At 70.5% G+C, this 22,385-nt stretch carries 18 protein-coding genes; 11 read left to right on the top strand and 7 right to left on the bottom strand.

The annotated features are described in order from the left end of the window. Window positions 1-62 precede the first annotated feature (62 nt). Window positions 63-2,270, top strand: a complete 2,208-nt coding sequence (locus QHF85_RS24595) for an ATP-binding protein (RefSeq protein WP_281329734.1) — start codon at window positions 63-65, stop codon at window positions 2,268-2,270. A 79-nt stretch (window positions 2,271-2,349) separates the two neighbouring features. On the opposite strand, the gene QHF85_RS24590 is transcribed toward QHF85_RS24595, so the two are convergent. The 3 genes from QHF85_RS24590 to QHF85_RS24580 form a co-directional block, all read right to left on the bottom strand. Beyond that, complete coding sequence (locus QHF85_RS24590; RefSeq protein WP_281329733.1) at window positions 2,350-3,339, bottom strand: hypothetical protein; 990 nt, start codon at window positions 3,337-3,339, stop codon at window positions 2,350-2,352. Between the two features lie 145 nt (window positions 3,340-3,484). After that, window positions 3,485-4,549: a hypothetical protein gene (locus QHF85_RS24585; protein ID WP_281329732.1), complete on the bottom strand. Its 1,065-nt coding sequence runs from the start codon at window positions 4,547-4,549 to the stop codon at window positions 3,485-3,487. Continuing rightward, window positions 4,546-5,280, bottom strand: a complete 735-nt coding sequence (locus QHF85_RS24580; RefSeq protein WP_281329731.1) for a hypothetical protein — start codon at window positions 5,278-5,280, stop codon at window positions 4,546-4,548. Before QHF85_RS24580 ends, QHF85_RS24585 begins: the two co-directional genes overlap by 4 nt. A gap of 90 nt (window positions 5,281-5,370) precedes the next feature. On the opposite strand from QHF85_RS24580, the gene QHF85_RS24575 reads away from it, so the two are divergent. Together QHF85_RS24575 and QHF85_RS24570 are read left to right on the top strand one after the other, a co-directional pair. Continuing rightward, a complete protein-coding gene (locus tag QHF85_RS24575) occupies window positions 5,371-6,261 on the top strand; it encodes an SAM-dependent methyltransferase (RefSeq protein ID WP_281329730.1) in 891 nt (296 codons plus the stop codon). A gap of 258 nt (window positions 6,262-6,519) precedes the next feature. After that, window positions 6,520-7,809, top strand: a complete 1,290-nt coding sequence (locus QHF85_RS24570; protein WP_281329729.1) for a hypothetical protein — start codon at window positions 6,520-6,522, stop codon at window positions 7,807-7,809. Between the two features lie 4 nt (window positions 7,810-7,813). Here the strand turns inward: QHF85_RS24570 and QHF85_RS24565 are convergent, their stop codons facing one another. The 4 genes from QHF85_RS24565 to QHF85_RS24550 are packed head-to-tail and all read right to left on the bottom strand — an operon-like array spanning window position 7,814 to window position 13,816. After that, window positions 7,814-10,270, bottom strand: a complete 2,457-nt coding sequence (locus QHF85_RS24565) for a TonB-dependent receptor (RefSeq protein WP_281329728.1) — start codon at window positions 10,268-10,270, stop codon at window positions 7,814-7,816. Window positions 10,271-10,311: 41 nt separating this feature from the next. Next, entirely contained in the window at window positions 10,312-10,521 is a 210-nt protein-coding gene (locus tag QHF85_RS24560) for a radical SAM-modified peptide, FtsH ternary system-associated (RefSeq protein WP_281329727.1), read from the bottom strand. Continuing rightward, window positions 10,518-11,552 carry an AmmeMemoRadiSam system radical SAM enzyme gene (gene amrS / locus QHF85_RS24555; protein WP_281329726.1) on the bottom strand — a complete coding sequence of 345 codons (1,035 nt, stop codon included), beginning with the start codon at window positions 11,550-11,552 and terminating at the stop codon, window positions 10,518-10,520. Before amrS ends, QHF85_RS24560 begins: the two co-directional genes overlap by 4 nt. After that, a complete protein-coding gene (locus QHF85_RS24550) occupies window positions 11,549-13,816 on the bottom strand; it encodes a WD40 repeat domain-containing protein (RefSeq protein ID WP_281329725.1) in 2,268 nt (755 codons plus the stop codon). Before QHF85_RS24550 ends, amrS begins: the two co-directional genes overlap by 4 nt. Window positions 13,817-13,880: 64 nt before the next feature. Between QHF85_RS24550 and QHF85_RS24545 the strand changes: the two genes are divergently transcribed. From QHF85_RS24545 to QHF85_RS24510, 8 genes are read left to right on the top strand one after another with little or no spacing between them, the layout of a single operon-like run. Next, the gene (locus QHF85_RS24545) at window positions 13,881-14,465 is read left to right on the top strand and encodes a hypothetical protein (protein ID WP_281329724.1); all 585 of its coding nucleotides are present in this window, start codon (window positions 13,881-13,883) and stop codon (window positions 14,463-14,465) included. Further along, window positions 14,408-15,532, top strand: a complete 1,125-nt coding sequence (locus QHF85_RS24540) for a ThiF family adenylyltransferase (RefSeq protein WP_281329723.1) — start codon at window positions 14,408-14,410, stop codon at window positions 15,530-15,532. Before QHF85_RS24545 ends, QHF85_RS24540 begins: the two co-directional genes overlap by 58 nt. Then, window positions 15,532-16,920, top strand: a complete 1,389-nt coding sequence (locus QHF85_RS24535) for a ubiquitin-conjugating enzyme E2 (RefSeq protein ID WP_281329722.1) — start codon at window positions 15,532-15,534, stop codon at window positions 16,918-16,920. The genes QHF85_RS24540 and QHF85_RS24535 overlap by 1 nt, the downstream gene beginning before the upstream one ends. Beyond that, on the top strand, window positions 16,917-17,516 hold the full coding sequence (locus QHF85_RS24530; protein ID WP_281329721.1) for a hypothetical protein: 600 nt from the start codon (window positions 16,917-16,919) through the stop codon (window positions 17,514-17,516). Before QHF85_RS24535 ends, QHF85_RS24530 begins: the two co-directional genes overlap by 4 nt. Beyond that, window positions 17,513-18,439 (top strand): hypothetical protein, encoded by a 927-nt coding sequence (locus tag QHF85_RS24525; RefSeq protein WP_281329720.1) that lies wholly within the window; start codon window positions 17,513-17,515, stop codon window positions 18,437-18,439. Before QHF85_RS24530 ends, QHF85_RS24525 begins: the two co-directional genes overlap by 4 nt. Beyond that, window positions 18,436-20,439, top strand: coding sequence for an ATP-binding protein (locus tag QHF85_RS24520; RefSeq protein WP_281329719.1), 2,004 nt, complete (start codon window positions 18,436-18,438; stop codon window positions 20,437-20,439). Before QHF85_RS24525 ends, QHF85_RS24520 begins: the two co-directional genes overlap by 4 nt. Continuing rightward, window positions 20,436-21,602, top strand: coding sequence for an AAA family ATPase (locus tag QHF85_RS24515; protein ID WP_281329718.1), 1,167 nt, complete (start codon window positions 20,436-20,438; stop codon window positions 21,600-21,602). The genes QHF85_RS24520 and QHF85_RS24515 overlap by 4 nt, the downstream gene beginning before the upstream one ends. Further along, window positions 21,602-22,378, top strand: a complete 777-nt coding sequence (locus tag QHF85_RS24510; RefSeq protein ID WP_281329717.1) for a hypothetical protein — start codon at window positions 21,602-21,604, stop codon at window positions 22,376-22,378. The genes QHF85_RS24515 and QHF85_RS24510 overlap by 1 nt, the downstream gene beginning before the upstream one ends. Window positions 22,379-22,385 lie beyond the last annotated feature (7 nt).

The raw sequence follows: 22,385 nt of genomic DNA, 5'->3' as shown, positions 1-22,385 counted from the left end.
GAGGATCAGGATCTTCACGGGTTTCGCGGCCCGGCCCGAGCGGGGAAGAATTCCCACAAATCATGGATCGTGCTGGACATTGGGAGGGGGATTCTGGGAGCGATCTCTTCTTCACCTCGGACGCTCGATCCACGCTTCCGCGCGAGGAGGGCGGAGCGCCCGTGCGGCGCGGCGACACGCACGCGTGCGGCGCGCTTCGGCGTCTCGCTTGCCTCGAAGAGATCACGAGCGCGCTCCTCACGGCGACGAGCGAAGACGCCGTCGCGAGGGTGATCCTCGATCTCGGCGCGGCTGCGCTCGGCGCGAGCGCGGCGGTCGTCGCGACGGTCGAGGGCGACGCGCTCGTGATCCTCGACGCGAAAGGCATGCACGACGAGGCGCTCGCGCGGTGGCGAAGGCACGCGCTCGACGCCGCGACCCCGATCGCGATCGCCGCGCGAAAGCGGGCGCCGGTGTTCATCGAGACCGAGGCGGAGTGGGCGGCCCTCTGTCCGGACGCCGCGCGCGCCCCGCTCGGACCTCGCGGACCCCGCATCGCGCTCCCGCTCCTTCTGGGGGATCGTGTCCTCGGCGCGATCGGCTTCTGCTTCCCGACGAGCGTGCGTTTCACCGAGGAGGACCGGGCGCTCGCCATCATGCTCGGGCGCCAGTGCGCGCTCGCCCTCGATCGGGCGCGCCTCGAAGACGCCGAGCGCAAGGCGCGCGCCGAGCTCGCGCTCATCGCCCGGCGACCCGAGGGTCACCAGCACACGACCGCCGCGGTCGCCGCGGCCCACGCCGCCGACGAGCACAAGAACCGCACGCTCTCCGCGTTCATCGCGGCCTGCCCCGTGGCGGCCATGATCCTCGACACCGACGGCACCGTGCGCGCCTGGAACCCCGCGGCCGAGCGCATGTTCGGCTGGTCCGCGGCCGAGACCGTGGGGAGCTTCTTGCCCATCACGCCGAACCGCCGCGAGACCGAGGTGTTCCTCGCGCGGGTCGCGCAGGGCGAGGTGCTCTCGGGCATCGAGGTCGAGCGCAGGCACAAGCTCGGCCACGCGATCGACATGTCCCTCTACTCGGCGCCCGTCGTGCACGGGGACGGCAGCGTCCAGTGCCTGTCCATCTGCATGGACATCCAGGATCGCAAGCAGGCCGAGGCCGAGCTGCGCCGCGCCTACGAGATCGCCCGCGACGCCGATCGGCGCAAGGACGAGTTCCTCGCGCTCCTCGGCCACGAGCTGCGAAACCCCCTCTCGCCGATCCTCACGGCGCTCTACCTGATGCGCCTCAAGGGGCGCGACGTCGGGCTCGAGCGCGAGCGTGACGTCATCGAGCGCCAGGTCCAGCACCTCGTCTCGCTCGTCGACGACCTGCTCGACGTCTCGCGCATCATGCGCGGCAAGATCCAGCTCGGCACGCGGCCCATGGAGATCGCCTGCGTCTGCTCGAAGGCCATCGAGATCGCGAGCCCGCTCTTCGAGCAGAAGCAGCACGAGCTCCGCGTGGACGTGCCGGCCGAGGGGCTCGTCGTCGACGTGGACGAGGCCCGCATGGCGCAGGTCCTCGCCAACCTGCTCACGAACGCGGCGCGGTACACGGACGCGGGCGGGCACATCGCGATCACCGCGCGGCGCGAGGGCGGCGAGGTCGTGGTCTCCGTGCGTGACGACGGCAGCGGCATCCCGGCCGAGATGCTGCCCGTGATCTTCGACCTCTTCGTGCAGGGCGCGCGCGGGGCCGATCGCGCGGGTGGCGGCCTCGGGATCGGGCTCGGCCTCGTGCGCAGCCTGGTCAAGCTGCACGACGGCACGGTGAGCGCGCGCAGCGAGGGCCCTGGGAAGGGCAGCGAGTTCGAGGTGCGCTTGCCTGCGCTCTCGCCCAGGCGCGCGTCCTCGCCCGACCTCCCCGCGCCCGTCTCGCCGCGGCTCGGCAAGGTGCGACGCGTGCTCGTCGTCGACGACAACCGCGACGCGGCGCAGATGCTCGCCGAGGTGCTCACGAGCCACGGCCACGAGGTCGAGCTCGCGCACGACGGCCCGCAGGCGCTCGCCGTCGCCGCGTCGTTCCGGCCCGAGGTCGGCATCCTCGACATCGGCTTGCCGGTCATGGACGGCTACGAGCTCGCGCTCGAGCTACGCGCGGCCTACGGCGAGCGCATCATGCTCGTCGCGGTGACCGGGTATGGCCAGGAGCACGACAAACGCCGCGCCTTCGACGCGGGTTTTTCCCGGCATTACGTGAAGCCGGTCGCGACGGACGCGCTCCTCCGCGACGTGTTTCCTTGATGGCTCGTTGACGTGCGCTCGGTCGAGCGCGAAGGCGCGGGCGTGGCAGAGGTCCTGCCTCGCCCGGCGGGGCGAGCGCTCAGAAGTGGACGTGGACCTTCGGGCCCTTGCCCTTCCCCTTCCAATGCCAGTGGCCCTTGCCCTTGCCCTTGACGACGACGATGGGCGGGGCCGGGACGACGACGATGGGGGCCCAGTTTGCCACGACGAACAAGCCCACCACGGGCGCGCTCGGGCCCACGACGACGACCGCGCCGGGGTGCCAGCCGCAGAGCACGACGACCGGCGTCGGCGCTTCCTCCGGGTAGACCACGACCGTCAGCTTGTGGGGGTTCGTCTTCACCACGAACTTGCCCGTGAAGTAGAGGCCCTTCGGCTCCGCGTCGAGCTCGACGAACTCGGGCGCGTTCGCCACGACCGCGAGCTTCACCTTCCGCTTGCCGACGGGCATCGGCTTGAGATCGTCGTCGAGCACGTAGACGCGTGACTCGCCCGTCTTCACGTCGGCCACGATCTCGATGAGGTCATCACCCGCGACCTGGAGCACGCCGCCGTTCGGGCCCTTCTTGCCCTCGGGGATCTTCGCTTCGGCGCTCACCTTCGCGGTCGCGACGAGCTCGTGCGTACCGCCCTTGGGCACGTACAGCGTGCTCTTCAAGGGTTTGCCCTTCACCTGGACGTCGTAGCTGACCTCGGTGAGGTCGTCCTCGAGCTTCGGGATGTCGGCCGTGTGGACGCCGGCCTTCGCGTCGAAGACGAGCTTTGCGGTCACGGGCTCCGCGCCTTTGCGCGCGGGCTTCACGATGACCGTGCCGGTCACGCCGTCGTCGAGCGGCGCCCCGTCGGGCGACTTGAAGCGGGCCTTCACCTTGCCTTCCGGCGCGACGGCCCACGTCACGGTCGCAGCTTCGTGTTGCTCCGTGATCGCGTCTTCGGCCGCGATGTTCTCGGCCGTGACCTCGGCCTCGGCCTCGACCTTGTCGTCTTTCTTCGAGCACGCAGGCAGCGCCGCGACCGCGGCGAGCGAGAGCGCGACGAGCGTGGAGTGCAGGAGCTTTTCGAGTCGCATCCCGGACAGCCTACCCCAAAATCGGCCTGCCACGCGATATCGATCACGACGAATCCTTGCCGTTCAAACTTCGTGATCGCGCGCGGGGGGGTGGAATTGCCCCCTGGTCACTGGGATTGGCAGTGCCCTTCGGTGTGCGGGCCCGTCATATTTGTCGTTTGCGGACGGACCAGACGAAGCCGTCGTAGAAAAAATGCATCAGGGCCACGGTCTGGACGAGGCTCCAGAGCGCGCGGCTCCCGTCGGCGCTGATTTCGGCGAGCGCGCCGTACCCGAGGGTCACGCAGGCGAACACGGCGGCGGCGATGGGCGCGCCGAGCCGGAATTGTTGGAGGCGCAACCTTTTGACCAGCACGCGCCGCTCCGACCACCAGACGAGGCCGAAGTACTGCACCGCGTGAAAGAGGTTCATGATGAGAAAGGCTTGCCCGAAAGGATTGAAGCCCCAGGCCCAGATCGAGCAGAGGCCCGTCGTGGCGAGCAAAAACACCTTCGGGACGCTCACGGCATGGCCGCGCCGCGCGAGGCGGACGTACGTGACCACGTAATGCACGAGGAAGAGGCCTCCCCCGAGGATCACGGCCCAGGCGATGGGGCGTTGGTGCGCCGCCATCGCGGCCGGGATCTCGGTCAGGAAGAGGGCGTCGACGTCCTCGAACAGCTCGAACTTCTGGAAATGCGTCAGCATCGTGGCGCCCGAGACGATGGGGCCTGCGTAGAGCAAGAGGTTCAGGCCGAGATCGAGCCCGCGGAGCGTGGTGGGATCGTTGCCCTGGTTCCGCTCGTAAATGCGCCCGAGGCCGAAGGTCTGGAGCGCCGAATGGTAGACGTCCCAGAACGTGACGAGCACCGTGGCGATCACCACGGCCCACATCGAGGTCATCATCGCAGCGAACGCGGCGATCGGGACGACGATGAACCGGAACTTGTGGCGCGGGAACACGTCCGGATTGAGGTGGCTGCGGACGAACACCGCGACGAGGTGGGCGTTCACCACGATCCCGAGCAGGAGCGTGCTCCAGCTGACCCGCTTGCCTTCGAGCCAGAATCGGTCCGTGGCGAGCCAGGTACCCGAGACGAGCGCGCCGACGATCACCGAGGCGACAGGCGGCAGCAGGAAAAACACCCAATCGTAGACGGGGCCCGCGATGTAGACGGATCGGGCCTTCGTGACGCTCTCGGCGGGCCTCGTCGCTTCGAGCGTGGTCATGGCGCGTCCGCGGCCTCGGCGTCGGGCGCGGGCGCGGCAGCGGCCTCGGGCGCGGGATTCGCGAAGCGCAGCGTGACGCCCTTCTCTGCGAGGTGATCGACGAGCCAGAGCACGAACAGGTTGAGCCCGAGCATTTCGAGCGACTCTTCGACCGCGTCGATGAGCCCGTACCCGAGGTTGTGCGCGCCATTCTGCTCGGTCCAGTATCCGAGCGGCAGCTCCATCCCGACGGCGCCGCCCACGTAAATGGCGCCCGCGACGAGGAACCGGATCCTCGTCTTTCGCGGCAAATGCCGCAGGAACGGCACGTACGCGAGGCCGAGGACGAGCACCAGGATCGCGGCTGGAATCACCCAGCTGAAGTACAGGACCCCCGAGGACTCCACGAGCGTGCCGGCCATTTCGTGGAACTCGAAGACCTCGTCCACGGCGATGTACGCGAAGCCCGCGCAGAGCCCCCACCAGTGCGCGACGAACCGCTCGCCCGCCCGCCTCGTCGCCGCGGCGGCGAGCGCGAGCAGGAGCGACGTGAGCCAGAGGAGCGCCGCCGTGTAGAGCGTCGGCACGTTGCCCTCGTAACTCATCGACAGGAAAGGCACGATCCCGCTCCGGTTCGGCAGCTTGTAGAGGGGCTTCAGCACCTCCACGAGCACGCCCGCGAGGACCACGAGGCCCATGGGTACGAAAAGGAGCGGCCGGAGCCTCGATTTCGACAGGACGACGTTAATCACGGCTTCCTCTGCGTTCGCCCTTCGATCGGGCTCATCATGCACCCAGGCGAAGGCCACGCGCAAGCGTCACGTTCGTGGTATCAAGGGTCCGTGCACGACGGTCGCCCCAGCTTGACATCCATGGCCGTGGCCACGATCCGGGCGCTTTACACCGATCTTCCGGCGCCGTTCGCCGGCGCGAAGGATCCCATCGCGACTGCGCTCGTCCCGCGGCCGCTTTCGCTCGCGGCGCGCCTCGCCTCGCGCGCGGCGTTCTCGGATCGCGCGACCGGGCTCGTACATCGCGGGCTCGGGCTCGCGTCGCTCGGCATGACGTACCACGTCGCGCTGCGCACGCAGGCGATCGACGACGCGCTTCGCGAGGGCCTCGCCGAGGGCGTGCGGCAGGTCGTCGTGCTCGGGGCCGGGCTCGATGGGCGGGCATATCGCATGGACGAGCTCGCCGACGCGGCCGTTTTCGAAGTCGATCACCCGAGCACGCAGCGCGACAAACGGGCGCGCCTGCGCGCCGCGCGGATCGAGCCCAAGGCGCGCGAGGTGCGGCTCGTGCCCGTCGATTTCGAGCGTGACGACCTCGGCGCCTCGCTCGCGCGGGAGGGTTTTTCCGCGGACGAGCCCTCGTTCTGGATATGGGAGGGCGTCACCGTGTATCTCACGCGCGCGGCCATTTCGGGCACGCTCCACGCCGTCGGCGCAGCGAGCGCGCCGGGCAGCCGGCTCGCGCTCACGTACGTGCCCCCGCGCGAGCCCAGGATCGAGCGGGTTTTGCTCGCGGGCGGGCACCTCGTGGCGCGTCTGCTCGGCGAGCCCATTCGTGGATTCATCGCGCCCGACGACCTCGCCGCGCTCGGCCGGGACGCGGGGCTCGACGTCCTCCGCGACGAGGGCGCGGACGCCTGGGCCGCGCGGTACTGGTCGACCGATTACGAGGGCATTTTCGAGTGGGAGCGCCTCGCGATCCTGGAGCGGCGCGCCGCGTAAACGAGCCGCCTCGTTGAAAACGATACGCTCCAGCGCGTCGCACGATTCTTGCTGGACGCAAGAAGGAGGGTGACGGAGCGCGGAGCCTGTGGAATCGTCTTTCGCGCGGACTCGCCGTCGGGCGCCTGAACGGCGACACGTTGCTCGATTTCCTGGTGTCGAACTACGCGACCAGGTTCGTCGGCGCCATCCTGTCGACCCCTTGACGGGCACTCCGCGCGCCTCGCGAATCGGCGGGGCTCCTGGTACCATGAGCCCATGAAGTACCCTCTTTCGTTTCTTGTCTTCTCGGCCTGGCTCGTGGGCTGCGGGCCCGTGGTGGAGACGAACGAAACGTCCGCATCCGGGAGCGGCGGCGCCGGGGCTTCCGGCGCGGGTGGCTCCGGAAGCTCCGGCGGCTGGTCCGGCGTGGGCGGCTTCGACGCGGGGCCGTCCGCGTTGTGCGAGCCGCTCACGAAGCCTTCGGTCGACATGCTGCCGCTTTGTGGCTCGGGAGACGCGCCTTGCCAGATCCTCGAAGAGGAGCTGCTCGCCGTCCCGCCCGCATACCGGAATGACGCCCCGGCGCTCTCGCTCGACGCGGTCTGCAATCCCCGCATCCTCTTTTCGTCGGCCGAGGGCGAATACAAGGGGTTTTTCGCGGTACGCAAGGCCGTGGGTGACTGGGAGGTGAATCCGACGCCGTTCCCCGTGGCCGCGGCCGGGCTCGTGTCGGTCGCGCCGGATCTGCCGGTCGCGCTCGTGAATGACGGGGCCTTCGGTGCTTCGTTGTGGTCGTTCTCCGCGGCGGGGTGGGACCTCGTCGAAAACGTCCCGAAGGAGGGCACGAACCTCGTCCGGGGATTCGCGATCGGAAACACCGGGGAGCTCTTCGCTGGATTCCGCGGCCCCGCCGATGAGCTCCTTTTCGGGAGATATGGTTCGTCCTGGTCCGTCGAAACGCTGGGCGGGACTCCCTTTCCGTTCCCGGTCGCTGTCTCGCCCGAGGGCGCGCCGCACCTCGTCGCGTGGGAAGTGGTGAACGGCGCGTGGGAGATTCATTGGCATGCGCCGCCGCTCGCGCACGAGGTCGCCATGCCGCTCGGCTCGGGGACGCTGCAAGCGGACGCGTATCGCCTCGCGCTCGCGGCGACCGCGGCGGACGCGGCGAATCCCCAGGGCAAACCGCACGTCCTCGCCTTGCGTCAGCTCCCGGATTTCACGTTCGAGCTCGTGTACATGACGCGCGAGGGGAAGAATGCGTGGACGGCCACGCCCCTCGATGAGGTGCCGCAGGGGAGCACGGTGTATCCGCTGGGAATCGTGACCGACGCGGCGGGCGCCGTGCGGCTCTTTTATTCGCGGTTCGAGATCGGCGCGCCGACCACGGGGCGGCTCGTCGTGGCCGCGCCGCATCCCGGCGGGATCACGCAGGCCGTCGTGACGGAAGGTTTTGCCGCATTCGGCGCCACGTTCGACCGCGACGGGGCCGGCCGGATTCACGTCGCGCTGTACGAGCTCGGGACCATGAGCGACGTCGGGATCCGATACCTCGTGCTCGGCCCGTGATCCGCTAGAACCCGCCTTCGACGCCGATGCTCGGGATCACGAGCGGCCCGATCTCCTCGGGCGCGCATCCGTCCTGGAACGTGCATTCGTATTGCGTCACCTCCTTGCCGGCGGTCGCGTTCAGCACCTCCACGGTGAACGAGAGCCAGCGGCCGTTCGGAAACGTCCATCGCTTTTCCAGGCGCACGTCGAGGCGGAAGAACGCGGGCAGGCGCTCGGGCAGGTCGAGGCTCTGCACATAGGCGGCGAGCAATTTCTGGAGTTGCTCGCGCTGCGCGTGCTCCTCGGGTGTGTCCGGGAGATCCGGGCCGTCCTCGGGATCGGTTGGCAGGCCGAGATCGCGGCGGCGGACCCGGTAATCGAGGATCATGGGCGAGCCTGTGTAAAAGACGATGCGGCCGCCGAGCTTCCAGTTCCTGCCGAGATCGTACGAGGCCGCGAGGTTCATGACGTGCCTCCGATCGTAGGCCGATTCGAACGTCTCGGTCCCGATGTGGCGCAGCGAGCGCGAGAGCGTGTACGAGAGGAACCCCCCGAGGCGCTTCGACAGGCTGCGGCGGAGATACAGCTCCATGCCGTACGTGCTGCCGATCCCCCGGAGCTCCGCTTGCCGCGCATAGCCGAGCTCGGTGGCGGGCGGGCGATTGCCGATCGGATCACTCAGGTTGAAGAACGCGCCACGAAAACCCGTCACGGTTGCGGTGATGTCGAAGGGCAATGCCATCTCGACACCGACGCTCGACAGGAGCCCCGTCTGCACGCCGCCCTGCAATCCCCCGATCTGGAGGCCCGGTGCGGCGCCGAGGAAGCTCGGGGGCTGGTGCGTCACGCCAAACGCGCCGACGAGCGTGAAGCGCTTTCCGATCTCGAGGCGGCTCGCGAGCCGCGGATCGAACGTCGCCTTGGCGACGCCGTCGGACGTGAAGATGTCGGAGCGCACGCCCGGGACGAGCTCCAGCGCGGGCAGGGGGCGGATCACGGCGTCGGCCCACACGGCGGCAGTGAAATCGTCGCGGCTCGTGAGCTGACGCATGAGCGCGAGGTCGTTCGGGCTCGGCGCGTCGTCGTCGTTTTCCTCGATGTCGATATCGAAGCGCTCGACGTACGCGTCGGCGCCGGCGCGCACGGTCACGATCTCCGAGGGGCGCAAGGTGAGCTCGGTGCGCGAGCCGAAGAGCCACGTCGTACCGGCATTCTCGCCGCCGCGGGCCTGGCTCTCGTCGTAGCCGAGCGTGATGGCGTGGCGCAATTTGCCGTGCTCGCCGAGCCTCCGATCGTAACGAAAATCGACGCGGTGGAACTGTCCGGCCACGACGGTCTCTTTCTCGCCGTCGTCGTCGTCGATCTGCGCGAGGTAGTCGTGCGAGCCGAAAGCGAACACGCCGATGCGATCGTTCGGTGTGAGGTCGTAATGGAGTCGCGCCTGGTAGTCCCAGTAGCCGAGCTCGACGCCTGGGGAGGCGAGCTTCAGGACGAGCTCGGGATACGCATACCGGCCGGCGACGAGCGCGGCGCCGCGGCCATTCGCGAAGGGCGCCTCGACCATCGCGCCCGCGTCGAAGAGGCGGATGTTGCCCTCGCCGTGCAGGCGGTTCTCGGGCTCGCGGATCGTGCCGGTGACGATGCCGCCCGTGAACCGGCCATAACGCGAAGGGAAGCCGCCGGGATAGAGGTCCACGCGATCGACGAGCCCGGGGTGAATGACGCTCGGCCCCGCGGCCACGTGGAAGAGGAGCGGGACGCGGATGCCGTCGATGAAATACCCCACGTTGCCGGGCGGCGCGCCGCGCACGAAGAAATAAGGGACGCCCGAGGCGATGGGCGTGACGCCAGGCATGGCCTCGATCGCGCGGAATGGATCCCCGAACGCGCCGGGGAGCTGGCGGACCTCGACGCGGGACATCGTGCGCGTCGTCGGCGCCTGATGTTCGCCCTGGACACGGACCTCGATCGCCTCGAGCTCCGGTGGTTTGGCTGGACGCACGGTCGGCGCGGCGCCAGGGAGCGCGGGGTTTTTCGAAGGCGCGGGCGTGGGGGATATTTCTGTAGGCGGCGCGGGCTCGGGGGCGGGCGCGCGGAACGCGACGAGGAAGCGGATGCGGGCGCTGACGGGTTTTCCATTGCGGCGCGCAGGCTCGAACTCCCACGACGCGGCGGCGGCGGCCGCGGCGCTGGCGAAGGGCTCGGGCCCTTCGATCACGCGAGCCTCGGTGACCTTGCCGTCGGAGCGCACCAGAATGGCGAGCATGACATCGGCGTCGCCCGTGGCGCCCTCGGGATAAGGCGGAATCGTGGGCCCGCGCGGCGAGGGCATGGCCGTCTCGGCCGGCGGCTCATTCCCGGGCTCTGCGCGGGCGGGGGTCGTGGCGAGGCCGAGGGCGAGCGCCGCCACGCCGAGGCCGAGGGCGCGGGGGAGGATCGTTTCGTGCGCGCTTCGATGACGCGATCCCGGGGTCGGCATGGTTTGAGCACAAACCTACCACGAACACCCGGACGTGCAGGCTAGCCGCAGAGCATTTGCTCGAGGACGGCCGGGTCGAGCGCGAGGAGCAGCTCTTCGAGCTCCTTCGGCCGAACGGCGTCGCCGAGCACCTCCACGCCGTCCGCCGTCGGCCGGATGCGGAGCTTGACCTTCCGACCCTCGGGATCGGCCGCGTACTCCTCGGGCGTGATGAGGTCGGGCAGGGATTCGACGAATTCGCGCTTCGTCATGACGACACCTCGTCCCATCGCCCGGGGATCGTCCGTGCGCAATGGGGGCATGCTCCGTGGGCGAGCGTGTTCTCCACGAGCGCCCACACGTCTCTTCGAATCACGGCTCGGCCACAGCCCGCGCAATATGTATTGCGTCCCTCCTCGCCGAGCGCGCGTTCGACGTACACGTGCGCGAGCCCGACGTCTCTGGCGATCGCGACGGCGCGGCGCAAGAGGTCGGGGTGTGTCGGGGGCGCTTCCTGGAGGCGGTAATCGGGGTGGAAACGGACGAGGTGCCACGGGGTCTCGGCGCCGAAAGAAACGACGAGCTCGGCGAGGGCGCGGAGCGAGGCGTCGTCCGTGTTCAGGCCCGGAATGAGCGGCGTCGAAATTTCGAGCCACACGCCGCATTCTCTCCAGATCGAGAGAGCATCGAGGACGGGCGCGAGCGGCGCGGCCGTGAGCCTGCGGTGTGAAGCGTCGGCCGGCGTCTTCAGGTCGACGTTGGCGGCGAGCAGGGCCGAGGCGACGAGCCGGGCGGCGTTTTTTGTGACGAACCCGTTGGTCTTCCAAACGATGGCCGGGCCACCGTCGCCCCGGAGCTCAGCGACGTCGAGCGCGAGCTCGGCGGCGAGGAGGGGCTCGGTGTACGAGAAGGCGAGGAGCGCGTTTTTGTCCGCGCACGCCCGGGCGAGCTCCCGCGCTGTGACGGGGCGCGCGGCCCACGGCGCCTCTTCGATGCGGCCGTGCTGCGAGAGGGGGAAATTCTGGCAATACGTGCAGGCGAACGTGCAGCCAGGCGCGGCCACGGTGAGGACGGTTTTTCCGGGATGCACGTGATAAAGGGGCTTGCGCTCGATGGGCTGGGCGTGGAGGACGCTCGTCGCGTAGGTGGCCGTTTCCATCGTGTCGCCGCGTCTCTGCCGGACGTGGCAGCGGCCGCGATCGCCGTCCGCGAGCGCGCACGCGAAGGGGCAGAGGGTGCAGGTGAGGCGCGCGCCGTCTGTCCAGAAAAACCGCGCGGGGCGCCATTCCGGGGAGAGCGTCACGCGAGCACCTGCCCGAGGGCCGCCGCGATCAGGCCTTCGTCGTCGGGGCCGAGGCAGACGGCGCGTTTGCAGCGCCTTTGCCACGCGGGCTCCCGCGGGTGGCCCGGGTAATGGACGAAGAAGCCGGCGAGGTCTTTGGGCGCGGGGACGTCGAGATCCTCCTCGCCGAACGACGGATGCGAGAGGAGCACGATCGTGGGCTCGAGCGGGCCGTGCATGGGCAAGGAGGCGCAGAGCTCGGCGGCGAGGGCGAGGGTTTTTCCGGTATGCACGGGCTCGCGCGCGCGGGCCGTGAGCAATTCGAAGAGGTCGGAGCGGTGGGCGATCGCCCGCGCCTCGTTCTTGCCGCCGGCGGCGATGAAATAGGCCGGGAGGCCCACGTCGAGCAGCGACGCGGCGAGGGCGTGCGCGGCTTGCCGAAGCATGACCTCGACCGGGCCGAAGGCGGTGGGCGAGACGTCGAGGACGAGCACGAGGGGGCGCAAGCGCGGCGGCTCACGGCCGAAGCGGGCGCGGTAGAGCAGGCCGCCGGCGAGGGCGCGGTAATGCCGGAGATCGTCGGGCAAGGCCCATTGCGAGGGGACGAGGTGGAGGAGGTGGCCCGACGAGGAAAAACCCGAAGGCTCGAGCCAGGGGCCGCGCGCCTCCGCGGCGCCGAGGCTCTGCGCGGGGACACGCAACGCGAGGAGGCGGCGATCGAGGGCGATCCGGGGCGCGAGCTGTGACAAACGTCCCAGCATGACGAGCGGCAGCGTGGGATCGTCGGCGCACGCGTCGGGGCCGAGGGAGCCGAGCAAGGCGAGCAGGCGATCGTCGACGGCGTCGAGGGCGTGTTCGAGGTACGCGAGGGGCAAGGGCGGCGCGTCGGGCTCGGAGGCGCCGCCGGCGAGCGCGTCGAGGAGGGCAAAGCGAATCTCGGCGGCGGAGGTATCGTTTGGCGGGGCAAACGATGTGTCTTCGTATTCGCGGAGCAGGAGCAAGACGAGCGCGACGCGGGCGCGCGGAGGCCAGCGGAGCGCGGCGAGGGCGCTCGCGCCGGGGTGGCGCGAGAGGCGCTGCGTTTCGGCGGAAGACGCCTGCCCCGTGGTGACGGCGAGCAAATCGCGGAGGAGCGAGAGCGGGGCCGATCGATTCACGCGGAGCAAGGCGACGAGCGCGCCGGGGAGGGGATCGAGATCCGCGGCGAGCGGGCCCGCGCTGAGGAGGCGCGGCGCGGGCGCGACGGCTTTCACGGTGACCCGCGTGTTCCAGAGGCGCGCGGTGCAAGGGTGCGTGGACGCGAGGAGCACGCCGTCGGGGGAAAAGGCGAGGCGATAGGCGAATTCTTCTGGGAACTCGTAGCGCGCGAGCGGGAGGCCGGTGTGCGTGTCCCAGATTCGAATGGTGCGATCGGCCGAGCCGGAGGCGACGCGGCGGCCTTCGGGGGACCAGGCGACGCAAAAGACGAGGCTCGTATGGCCCGTGAGGCGGAGGATGGGATCCTTCGGGCGGAGGCCGCAGATGATGACGTCCTTGTCCTCGGAGCCGGTGACGAGGCGGTTTCCATCGGGGGACCAGGCGACGCCGTGAATGTCGCCCTTGTGGTGCTGGTGCTCGGCAAAGAGGCCGCCCGGCACGTTCCAGAGGCGCAGCTTGCCGCCCGAGGCGCCCTCGGCGAGGAGCGGCGCCTCAGGGGCGAACGCGACGGAATAGGTCATCGACCAATGGCCGGGGGCGAGCTCGGCCTCGGCCATTGTCCCGAGGTTCACGAGGCGCGCCCCGCGCTGGCCGCCCATGGCGAGGTGCTGGCCGTCCTTCGAGAACGAGAGCTCGAAGACGGCATGGCTGCCTCGGATTTCGCGAATCGTTTTTCCGGTCTCGGCGTCGGCGATGAACACGGAGCCGGTCTTGCGGGCGTACGCGATCTGCTTTCCGTCGCGGGACTCCGCCACGCACAGAATGCCGCGTCCGTATTCGGATTCGCTCTGCTCCCAGACCAGCGTGCCCGTGGGCAGGGCGAGGCGCCGGAGCTTGCCGTCGTCGCGGCCGAAGTAGAGCGCGCGGCCGTCACGGTTGAAGGTGACGGAGCCAGGGCCCTTGCCGAGGTAGCTCTCGGAGAAATCGTCGATGATGCCGAGCGAGGCCGCGCCCGTGGCGCCCTTGAAGGGGCCGACGGGGCCGATCGTCGAGATGTCCTCGGCCACCGGCGCGCGGCCCACCGTGGCGGCCTGGCGCATCACGTACGCGTCGAGCGCGGCCTTGCGCGCGTGCTGCGGCTCGCTCATGCCCCGGCGCTCCCGACCCCCGGGTGTATCCGAATCCGAGGGGATTTGCTAAGGTTCTTTGCAGATGGCGAAGCGGGACACCGGAGAAACGGCCCTCCGCGAGGCGTTCGACGCGGGCCTCGGGAAGGGGCGGGATCCGACGCGCAGCGATGCCGCGGCAGGCGGGAGCAGCCGGACGACGATCCGTTCGCCGTGGCTGGGAAAACCCTGCGCGCGCTGCGGGCACACGTTCCGGCGTGGAGACGCGGTGGAGCCCTCCTCCGCGGCGACGGACGAGGTTCGTCACGGCGGGGTTTGTCCGGACGAGGAGACGGCGTCCACGGCCGGGTCGTCGCAAGAGCGCGAGGCGTTTTACGCGGGGGTCGCCTCCGCGCATCCGCCGCCGCCGTGGCTTCTACTCGTGCGGCTCTCGCCGGGGGATCCGCGGCTCGCGGCGCCGGGGCAGGCGGGGCGGCGGCCTTCGTGTGTGATCTGCGGGCACACGCTGCGGCCGTTCGACGAGGTCGTGGTTTGTCCGTGCAGTCCTGAGGCGCCGCTCTGCCGCGGGGCTGTGCACCGCGACGCGATCCGGACGATGTATTGCTACGACGAGTGGCAGAAGAGCAAGATCGGGCAGCATTGCCCCGTGACCTCGCGGAAGCTCACGTGAGCGGTTTGCCCGAGCGCTTCGCGCGGCACGCGCTCGTGCCCGGCTTCCGGCAGGATCGGCTCGCCGCGGCGACGGTGGTGATCGCGGGCGTCGGCGCGCTTGGGAACGTGGTCGCACAGGCGCTCGCGCTCGCGGGCGTGGGGAAGCTCGTGCTCTGTGATCCCGACGTGGTCGCGGCCTCGAATCTGAGCCGCGCGCCGCTGTTTCGCCCCGCAGACGTGGGGCGGCCGAAGGTGCTCGCGGCGAAGGACACGCTCGCGGCGCTCGCGCCGGAGACGGTGGTGGAGGCGCGGCAGGCGCCGCTCGTGTCGGGCGTGGGGCTCGCGGAGATGCGGGACGCGTCGCTCGTCGTGGGTTGTCTCGACAGCCGCGCGGCGCGGATGTCGCTCGCGGGGCGCGCAGGGCTCGTGCGGGCGCGGTGGATCGACGCGGCGACGTCGGCGTGGGGCGGGGAGGTGCGGCCGTTTCTGGATCCGGAGGGGCCGTGTTATGCGTGCGCGCTCTCGCCCGAGGAGCGCGCGAAGAGCGACGTGCCGTGGAGCTGCATGGATCCGCGCAGGCCCGCAGAGCTCGGGGCGAGCGCGCCCGTCGCGGGCCTCGTGGGCGCGTGGGCGAGCGCGCTCGCGGCGCGGGTGATCATGGGCGCGCCCGCGGCAGCGCACGCGGTCGTGATCGACGTCCTGCGCGGCGCGGCCGAGCCGCTCACGATCGAGCGCGCGCCCGATTGCCCGCTGCACGCGCCGATCGGAGAAGCGACGCGGATTCCGCTCGGGAGCGGCGCGACGGTGGGGGCGCTCCGCGCGGCGCTCGGGCCGGGGGCGCGGCCGCTCGCGTGGCGTCCGCTCTTGCAAAGGCTCGAATGTCCACGCGGAGATCACGCCGAGGACGCGTGGGGCACGTGGGGAGCCCGGGATTGCCCGCGTTGTGGTACGTTGATGCGCGCGCGGACGACGCTCCTCTTCGAGGGCGCGCCCGAGGGGGCGGTCTTGTCGGATCTGGGGGTGGCGCCGCGCGAGATCCTCGCGGTGCTCGGTCGATTCGGAATCACGTACGTGGAGCTTTCCTGATGTCGAACGCGGGACTTCTTCTGGACAGGGCGGAGGCCATCGACGAGCTCGGGCGCGTGGCGGAGACACGCGAGGACGCGCTCACGCTGCTCGGAGGCGCGATCCTCGCGGGCGTGCCGGGCCTCGAAGGGGCGCGTTTGCCGCGGTTCTCCGGGCCGCCGCGCGCGTACTTCCACAAGGTCGCCGAGATCGTCGAGCAAGGCGGCGGGCGCGCGGGGGTCTCGGCGCTGCTCGCCGAGGCGTCGCGGCTCTTCCCCGGCAAGCGCGTCAAGGCCGACGCTGCGCGGGAATCGAGCGCGCCCGCGCTACCCATTTCGATCGCGCTCCCGGAGGAGCTCGGCGACGAGCAGATCCTCGCGATCGTGAAGGCGTCGCGCGGCGTCGCGGCCTCGCTCGGGCGAAGGGCGACGCTCGATCTCGTGAGCCGCGAGGAAGGGGGCCTCTGCGTGTCCTTCGAAGGCGCGAGCGAGGAGGAGGCGGAGGCGATCATGAGGTCGCTCCGCGCCTCGATCGAGCCGTCGATGCGCGTCGAGATCGCGCGCGAGAGCCACGCGTTCCGTGATTATTTCCTCGATCCGCTTCAGGTCGAGGGGCCGGATGGGCAACGGTTCGCGCTCGATCACGTGCGGGCCTCGACGCGGCTCGTGGATGTGGCGCAGGCGATCCTCGGGGCATACGAGGAGGAGTTCTGGCCCATGGGCAAGGGCGAAAAAGCGCTGCCCGTCGTGGATCTGCGGCGGCCCGGTGAGCGCGGGGCGCGGCGGCTCTTCTCGCAGCAGACGCTGCACGATGCGGGCGTGCGGCCCTTCGATCTGCTCGAAGTGCACCCCGAGCGGCGCGCGGGCAGCGTGAATCCGTTTCTCCTGACCGAGAGCCTGGCGATGGTGAAGAACCAGATCCTGGAGTTTGCCGGGACGCACCCCGGCTTCGAGGTGCAGGCGAACGCGCTCGACGTGCCGACGGAGTACCTCGTGCGGTTCCGCGCGCCGGGGTTCGCCCCGGGATCGCCGCCGCGTCGGATCGAGGAGCACGAGGTCTTGCTGGTGATGCCGCCCGATTTCCCGGTGAAGGCGCCGGAGGCGTACTTCCAGCGCGAGGTGTTCCACCCGAACGTGGACGCGAAGTCGGGGCTCGTTTGTCTCGGCGTGCTTGCGGAGAGCTATCGCCCGGGGCTGCATTTCGGTACGGTTTGTCAGATGCTCGTCGACATGGCTTCGTACCGGAACTACGAGCTGCGCGAGTTCTACAACGCCGAGGCCCACGCCTGGGCCGCGTCACCCGAGGGGCAGGCTGCGATCGCGTCGATCGGCGGACGCACCCAGCGCGAGCTTGAAGGCGGCGCGGCGCGGCGCGCGCGCAACGTGAGGATCGAGCGGCTCTCGGCATGATCCGGGCGAAGAAGGCGTTCGGCGTGTCCCCGATCGAGGAGCCGCCGCCGCCGCTCCGGCAGAAGAGCACGCTCGGTCCGCGCGCCTGCGGCTGGCCCGGAGCGGCGCGCGCCGAGGGGCCCGTGGACGTGTTCGTCCGGGAAAACGTGCGCGATTCGCTCGGGGTTTCGTGGGGATTTTCGCGCGAGGTGGAGGAGGGCGGATTCTTGTTCGGCGAGGTGCACCGCGACGCGGACGCGCCTTCGCGGTGGCTCGTCGTGGTGACGGAGGTGATCCGGGCCGAGCACACGGAGGAGGCGCCGGACGCGCTCGTGTTTTCCCCGGAGTCGTTCGCCTCGATGCGGCGGCATGCCGAGGCGACGCGGGGAGGCGCGTCGATCCTCGGCTGGTTTCACACGCACCTCGTCAAGGGGCCGGAGGATCGCGGTTTGTCCGTCGCGGATCGGGATCTGCACTTCTCCACGTTCCGGCGGCCCTGGCAGGTGGCGGCGCTCGTTTGCGTGGATCCGGCGCTCGATCCCGAGGGGCGCGAGGTCGCGTTTTTCGCGCGGCAAGGCGATTTCCTCGTGTCTTGCGCCGTGGAGGTGCTCGCGTGACCGAGCTCGAACACGGTGCGTCGAGACGAACCACGGGGCGGGCCTCGCCGGCCACGGCGATCGCGGCGGAGGTCATCGCGTGGGTGCGTGGGCCCGGCGGAGCACGGCCTCACGGAAGGACGCCGCAAGGGGGGATGGGGTTTCCTTCGTTGCTCGCGCCGCCCGAGGCCCTGCGAGCCGCGGCGGGGGCCCTCGCCTCGATCCACGCGGCGAAGCTCGGCCTGCGCGCGCCGCCGCTCGGAGACGGGAGGCCGCTCGGGCCCGGCGGCGTCGTGCTCGCCGCGGCGGTGGGGCTCGCGGACGCGAAAAGCGTGGCGGAGGCGCTCGCGGAGGCCTGTCCGGAGCTCTCGGGGGCGTGGGATCTCGTGCTGCGCGACGCGATCGTGTCGCGGGCGCTCGCGACGTCGATCGACGCGGATCTCGCGGACATGCTGCGCGCGCGCTCGCCGCTCACGGCCGTGCGGGAGAGGCCCGCGCCCGGCGGGGAGGACGAGACCGTCCTGACGATCGCGGCGCTCGCCGGGCACGCGGACGGGAGAAGGTTGGTGGTCCAAACATTCGCGCGGCCGGGCGCTCCGCGCGAGGTGCGGCGGTTTCGCGCGGCGGCGATGGAGCGGCTCCGCACGGGAGACGCGAGCTTGCTCGATCTCGTGATCGAGGTGTACGAGGCGGCGCTCGTGTTTCATCGCGAGCGCGTGATGGAGGAGATCGCGGCGGCGCGCGCGGTGATCACGGGGCGAGGGGACCCGGAGGCGAAGATCGAGGACACGCTCGCGGTGGCTTCGTTTTACGGCCCGCTCTGGCGGATCCGGAGGGCGCACGGCGAGCTTCTGCGCAAGCGGCACGGGCTCGATCTCGAAGGGATGCTCGAAGGGACGCGGCTGTTTCAGCTCGGCGCGCACCTCTCCGGGGAGGACGCATGAGCCGGACGCTCGTCTCGCTCGCGCCGCTCGGGGACGCCGAGGCGTTTCAGGATGCGCTGTTCAATGCGCAGGATCGGACGCTGCGCGAGGTGCTCGAAGCGTGGCCGGCGCTGTCGCTGGAGCCGCTCGCCGAGGTGCTCGATCGGCGCGTGTCGGACCTGCGGATCAAGGTGGTGACGATCTCCGAGCGCACGCCGGTCTTCTGGCCGCCGGGGCTCACGCTGAAGGCGGCGGCCGCGCCGGTCGTCGCGCCCGCGCCGGTCGTCGCGCCGATCGCGCCCGCGGCGGCGAAGGCGCCTCCTGTCGCGCGAGCGCCCGCCGCGCCCGCCGCGGACGGGCACCCGCAGGCGATCTCGGAGGCGCAGGCCGTGGAGATCGCGTACGGCGACGAGATCGAGCAAGTCGCGTCGTTCCTGCGGGCTGGCCTGTCCGCAATGGTCATTTGCGACAAACTGATCGTGCGGCACCTCTGGCCGCGGATCGTGGCGGCGGCGCGGCTCGATCGGGTGGTGCTGGAGCTGCCGCCCGAGGAAGCGGAAGCGGGGATCGTGCCGCGGGGCCTCAGGCAGATGCAGATCGCGCGGCTGCGGGAGCTGATCTTCGGGTTGAAGGAGGGGCAGGTGCTGGTGCTGCCGCACCTCGATCTGCTCGTGGCGGCGACCGAGCGCGGGATGTCGAGCGAGGCGCGGGAGATCACGGAGCTCTTGTACGAGGCGCCGGATCGGCCGTTGCTCGCGTTCGCGGATCGATCGCTCGTGGTGCCGGAGGTCGTGGCGGCGCGGTTTTCCGTGCGGATCTCGCTCTCGGGGCTGCCGCGGGAGGTGCCGGTGGAGGGGCGGCGCGCGCCGGTGGGCGTGGCGCTCGTGACCCAGAGAGAAAGAGCGATGTTCGCCGATTACAACCCGGTGGAGCTCTTCAAGCAGGTCGCCGGGCTCAATCCGATCCGCCTGCGCGACGCGATTGCGTACGCCGTCCACATCGAGGCGCAGCGCGGGCATGACCCGAACAACCCCTCGCGGGTCGCGCGGCTCTACGAGTCGATCCGCGTGTTCAAGGCGCAGACGTCCGAAGATTTCGTCATTCCCGACGTCACGATGGGCGACATCGGGGGCTACGAGGACGTCAAGGCGCTGCTCTCGCGGGCGATCCAGTTGCTCGCGGGGGTCTTTCAGCTCCCGGACGACAAGCTCCGGCGCGAGCTCATCCCGCGGGGATTTCTGTTCCACGGGCCGCCGGGGACGGGAAAGACGCTGTTCGCGAAGGCGATCGCGAACCAGATGAACGCGACGATCCGCGTCGTGTCCGGGCCGGAGGTGACGGACATGTACGTGGGCGAGAGCGAGAGGAAGCTCCGCGCGATCTTCGCCGAGGCGCGGCGGAACGCGCCGAGCGTGGTGGTGTTCGACGAGTTCGATTCGATCGCGGCGAAGCGCAGCGGGCGCGACGACGGCGGGAGCCGCGCAGGTAACGCCCTCGTCGCGCAGATCCTGACGGAGATGGATGGGTTCCGGCCCGACGTGCCGATGCTGGTGATTGGCACGACAAACAGGCTGAACCTCATTGACGAGGCGCTGCTCCGGCCGAGCCGGTTTCAGCCGATCGCCATCGGTCTGCCGGACGAGGCGGCGCGGCGGCGCATCGCCGAGGTGCACGCAAAGCACTTTCGGATCGAGGCGAGCCCGGCGCTGCTCGACGTGATCGCGGAGGCGACGCACGGGATGAACGGCGATCAGATCCGGTCGATCTTCCGCGACGCGTGCGTGGGGCTGTTTTGCGAGACGCCGCCCGCCCTGCCGACGCCGGAGCGGCTCGGATTTTTGGTCGGGCGAATTCGCGCGGCGGCCGACGAGCAGAGGCTCGAAGGGGCCGCGCCGATCGTGGCGGTGGCCGCGCGCGCGCCGTCGGGGCCCGGGCCGAGGCGGCCGTCGGGGGCATTGTTCACGCTTTCGTCGGGGAACGGCCCCGGCGGACCTGGGACGTCCGGAGGAGGATCGACGTGAGTTATCCGGAGGCGACCCTTCGGACGGTGGACCGGCTGTCGCGGCTCTCGAAGGAGCTGAAGCGGCAGTTTTTCCTGCGGGACGAGGCGGTCGACATCCTCGTGCTCGGCGCCGTTTGTCAGGAGCACGTGCTCCTGCTCGGTCCGCCCGGCACGGCGAAGAGTGATCTGCTGACGCGCTTCGCCGAGCAGATCGACGCGCCGCGGTTCCATTACCTGCTGACGCGGTTCACGGAGCCGGCGGAGATCTTCGGACCGCTGGATTTGCCGGCCTTTCAAGAGGGGCGATACCACGTGCGCACGGAGGGGATGTTGCCCTCGGCGACGATCGCGTTCCTCGACGAAGTGTTCCAGGGCGGGAGCGCGATCCTGAACACGCTGCTCACGCTGGTGAACGAGCGCGTGTTTCATAATGGTCCGGTCCGGCAGCGGGTGCCGCTGATGTCGCTCGTCGGCGCCTCGAACGAGCTGCCGGACGATCCGACGCTGAAGGCGTTCGCCGATCGATTCGCGCTGCGGGTGCTGGCCCCGTCGGCGCCGGACGAGGGGCTCGGCGAATTGCTCGATCGAGGCTGGGACCTCGAAGTGGAGCGGCTCGACGCGGCGAAGAGGAGCGAGCGCGGGGAGGGGACGGCCGTGGTGCCGATTCTGAAGGAATCGGCGGTGCGGGCGCTGCAATATCACCTCGCCGAGGTGAAGCTCGCGGAGGTGCGGCCGCTCTACGAGCAGATCCTGCGGGATACGCGGGCCGAGGGGCTGGAGCTGTCGGATCGGCGGATCGTGAAGGGGCTCAAGCTCGTCGCGGGCGCGGCGCTCGTCGCGGGGCGGGAGCAAGCGGCGGCCGACGATCTGTGGCCGATCAAGCACGCGTGGTCGCGGCCGTCGGACGCGCCGATCCTGCGGCGCGTGGTGGAGACGCGGATCGCCGAGGCCGGAGGCGCGAAGGCGCCGCGGGCGCGCGGGCAAAAACATATCCTCGCGGACCTGGAGACGCTGGAGGAGCGCGAGGGGAGCCTGCGCGGGGAGACGGCGATCTCGGCGCATTTGATGGCGCTCAATCGGCTGCGGCGCGAGGTGATCCTGGATCACCCGGACGGGCGGGAGCTGCGGGAGCGAATCGAGGTCGTCGTGCGCCGCGTGCTCGCGCGGCTCGAGGAGGCGTGATGTGCAATCCGCGTCGAGTGGAGGTGACGGCGACACGCGCGATCGTGGAGGCGTGGGAGCGTGAAGTGCGCCGGGTGGCGTCGCGGACGGGGACGGTGCGTGGCGAGGTGCGGATCCGGCAATCGCTCGCGGCGTCGCTCGGCGCGCCGGCCCTCGCCGCGCTGGAGCGCGCGCTCGACGCGGGGGATCTCGCGTGGCGGGAGGTGCCGGAGGGATATCGGTATGCCATCGACGGAGGATGGGCGCTGTATTCGCCGGACGATCGGAGCTTGACGATCGTGGCCACGCAAAGCGAGGAGGTGGTCGGTCGGGGCGAGGCGGAGAGGCGTTTGTCGGGGCGCGTGGAGGAGCGGATTTCGGCGAGCGGGAGGGGCAACTATTACGACGACGGGTACAACGGCTCGACGCGGGAGGCGGCCGACGCGGAGGCGCGGGCCAACGCAGAGATGGCGCTCGTGACGGCGGCGCGGGCGCGCGTGGCGCGGGCGGCGGGCGACGCGGAGGCGGCCGTGCACGCGGAGGTCGAGGCGCAGGCGGCGCGCGCGGCGGAGGCCGATTACGAGGCACGCGCGGCGGCGCGGCAAGCGGAGCTCCAGCGGCAGGTGGAGGCGCGCGCGGATCGGGTCTTTGCCGAGGCGCGGCGGGCATTTCACGCGCTGCTCGCACGGGCGTACCGGGACGCGCTGCTCGCGATGGCGCGGCACCGGGGGGCGCAGGGCATTTCGGTGCACGAGGACGGCGACGTCCTCGAAATCGAGTTCGAGCTGCCGAGGTAGGAGGCGC

The sequence above is a fragment of the Polyangium sp. 6x1 genome (assembly GCF_029946515.1).
Lineage (GTDB): Bacteria > Myxococcota_A > Polyangia > Polyangiales > Polyangiaceae > Polyangium.
The sequence above is the reverse complement of the archived record's forward strand: the minus strand, read 5'-3'. Positions and strand labels throughout refer to the sequence as shown.

Bases quoted from the DNA above. Each gene is read 5' to 3' on its own strand.
- QHF85_RS24535 (WP_281329722.1), top strand. From the start codon at position 15,532: ATGTCGAACGCGGGACTTCTTCTGGACAGGGCGGAGGCCATCGACGAG.
- QHF85_RS24560 (WP_281329727.1), bottom strand. From the start codon at position 10,521: ATGACGAAGCGCGAATTCGTCGAATCCCTGCCCGACCTCATCACGCCC.
- QHF85_RS24510 (WP_281329717.1), top strand. From the start codon at position 21,602: ATGTGCAATCCGCGTCGAGTGGAGGTGACGGCGACACGCGCGATCGTG.
- QHF85_RS24570 (WP_281329729.1), top strand. From the start codon at position 6,520: ATGAAGTACCCTCTTTCGTTTCTTGTCTTCTCGGCCTGGCTCGTGGGC.
- QHF85_RS24595 (WP_281329734.1), top strand. From the start codon at position 63: ATGGATCGTGCTGGACATTGGGAGGGGGATTCTGGGAGCGATCTCTTC.
- QHF85_RS24565 (WP_281329728.1), bottom strand. From the start codon at position 10,270: ATGCCGACCCCGGGATCGCGTCATCGAAGCGCGCACGAAACGATCCTC.
- QHF85_RS24585 (WP_281329732.1), bottom strand. From the start codon at position 4,549: ATGACCACGCTCGAAGCGACGAGGCCCGCCGAGAGCGTCACGAAGGCC.
- QHF85_RS24520 (WP_281329719.1), top strand. From the start codon at position 18,436: ATGAGCCGGACGCTCGTCTCGCTCGCGCCGCTCGGGGACGCCGAGGCG.
- QHF85_RS24550 (WP_281329725.1), bottom strand. From the start codon at position 13,816: ATGAGCGAGCCGCAGCACGCGCGCAAGGCCGCGCTCGACGCGTACGTG.
- QHF85_RS24545 (WP_281329724.1), top strand. From the start codon at position 13,881: ATGGCGAAGCGGGACACCGGAGAAACGGCCCTCCGCGAGGCGTTCGAC.
- QHF85_RS24530 (WP_281329721.1), top strand. From the start codon at position 16,917: ATGATCCGGGCGAAGAAGGCGTTCGGCGTGTCCCCGATCGAGGAGCCG.
- QHF85_RS24590 (WP_281329733.1), bottom strand. From the start codon at position 3,339: ATGCGACTCGAAAAGCTCCTGCACTCCACGCTCGTCGCGCTCTCGCTC.